The sequence below is a fragment of the Bullifex sp. genome (genome assembly GCF_034103065.1).
In the GTDB taxonomy this organism is placed as follows: domain Bacteria; phylum Spirochaetota; class Spirochaetia; order Sphaerochaetales; family Sphaerochaetaceae; genus Bullifex.
The window spans coordinates 1-1,811 of the sequence record NZ_JAXEGN010000290.1; the positions used below are offsets into that span (position 1 = coordinate 1).

The 1,811-nt window shown below is 36.5% G+C and carries 1 protein-coding gene and 2 pseudogenes; all 3 read left to right on the forward strand.

Annotation, left to right across the window (positions count from 1 at the left end; genetic code table 11):
- Positions 1-196, forward strand: a pseudogene (locus SOY52_RS11055) (ABC transporter permease subunit); the annotation flags it as partial.
- A 200-nt stretch (positions 197-396) separates the two neighbouring features.
- Positions 397-1,467, forward strand: coding sequence for a M42 family metallopeptidase (locus SOY52_RS11060; RefSeq protein WP_320849015.1), 1,071 nt, complete (start codon positions 397-399; stop codon positions 1,465-1,467).
- Positions 1,467-1,811 (forward strand): annotated as a pseudogene (locus SOY52_RS11065) (hypothetical protein); the annotation flags it as partial. The gene SOY52_RS11060 and the pseudogene SOY52_RS11065, both read left to right, overlap by 1 nt.

The window sequence follows — 1,811 nt, forward strand, 5'->3', positions numbered from 1 at the left end:
TTTTATCCCATTAATTAAAAGTGTAATTCTGCCTGCATTAACACTTGGTACAGGTGTTGCTGCAACAGTAGCAAGAATGACTCGTTCATCAATGCTTGAAGTAATTAGACAGGACTATATTTCAACTGCAAGAGCTAAAGGTGTCCCAGAAGGACAAGTCACAAAACGTCATATGCTTAAGAATGCAATGATTCCTAACTTGCAGAAGTATTAAAGGATGAATCTAACAACGTTACTATAATGTATGATACAATGAGAGTTGGAACAACTAATAAGGTACGGGGCTTCATGCTTGACCCAATTGGTTATCACAAGATCCAGAAGGTTCAAATCACTAAATACTAATATTTAAAGGGAGAAAAGCAATTTTCTCCCTTTCCAAAAAGGAAGATAACGATGAATTCAACTATTGAGCTGATAAAACAAATCAGCGATGCAAACGGTATATCAGGCTTCGAAGACGAAGTATTACAAGTAATAAGATCTAATGCAAAAGATTTAGGTGCTTTTTCTGAAGATTGTATGAGAAATCTTTATCTTGAGAAAAAGGACAATGTAGAGGGAAAACCAGTAGTCATGTTAGATGCTCACACTGACGAAGTAGGTTTTATGGTTAAAGCAATAAGACCAGATGGACAGCTTGAGTTTATCAACATTGGAGGTTGGGTTGTAACTAATATACCTGCGCACCAAGTAAGAGTTCAAAATCGCTTTGGAAAGTATATTCCTGGTGTTGTTGCATCAAAACCACCACACTTCATGAGTGAAGCAGAAAGAAAGGCTCCATTAGATATTACTAATTTAGTAATTGATGTTGGTGCATCTAGTAAAGAAGAAATCGAAAACGATTTTTGTATCGATATTGCTGCTCCAGTTGTTCCTGAAGTCAGTTGTACATATGATGAAAAGCATGATCTCCTTGTTGGAAAGGCCTTTGATAATAGACTCGGATGTGCAAGCATCGTTGAAACCTTTAAGCGTTTAGAGGGCGAAAAGCTAAATGTAAATGTAATTGGTGCATTTGCATCTCAAGAAGAGGTTGGTACTAGAGGTGCTACAGTTACTGTAAATCATGTAAAACCAGATATTGCTATCTGTTTTGAAGGTTGTCCTGCAGATGATACTGTAGTTGCTGAATATCAGAGACAAACTTGTATTAAGCATGGTCCAATGCTAAGGCACATAGATGCAAGAATGATTACAAATCCAAGATTCCAGAGATTTGCATTAAACCTTGCAAAAGAGTTAAACATTCCATGTCAAAGTGCAGTAAGAACAGGAGGTGCTACTGATGGTGCTCCAATTCATTTAGGTGCATTAGGTGTTCCTTGCATTGTAATTGGTATTCCAGTTAGATATGCACATACTCACTATGGAATATCTTCATTATCAGATTTTAATAATGGTGTTAAACTTGCAATCGAGATCATCAAACGTCTTGATAAGGATATTATCGGAGGGTTCTAATGGCTAATCTAGGAGGAATGTTTACTCTAGAAAAGCTTGGTTCATGTGATAACTACAACGATAACAACACAATCTTTGCTATGTCTGGTAGATGTGCAATTTACACATGCTTAAAGGATTTAAATGCAAAGGAAGGTAGCATAGCATATGTACCAGCTTACACCTGTGAAACTGTATTAAGTTGCTATGCAAAAGCAGGATATAACTTAAGGTATTATGATGTAGCTCCAGAAGGCATGGTTCCACTATTTAAAGAAGAGGATTTAGAGGGTGTAAGTGTAATTAATGTTTGTGGTTGGTTTGGTTTTTTAACCTACGACCATGAGTTTATCAAAAAGTGTGCA

Excerpts from the sequence above, each read along its gene's own strand:
- SOY52_RS11060 (WP_320849015.1), top strand. The coding sequence starts at position 397 with ATGAATTCAACTATTGAGCTGATAAAACAAATCAGCGATGCAAACGGT.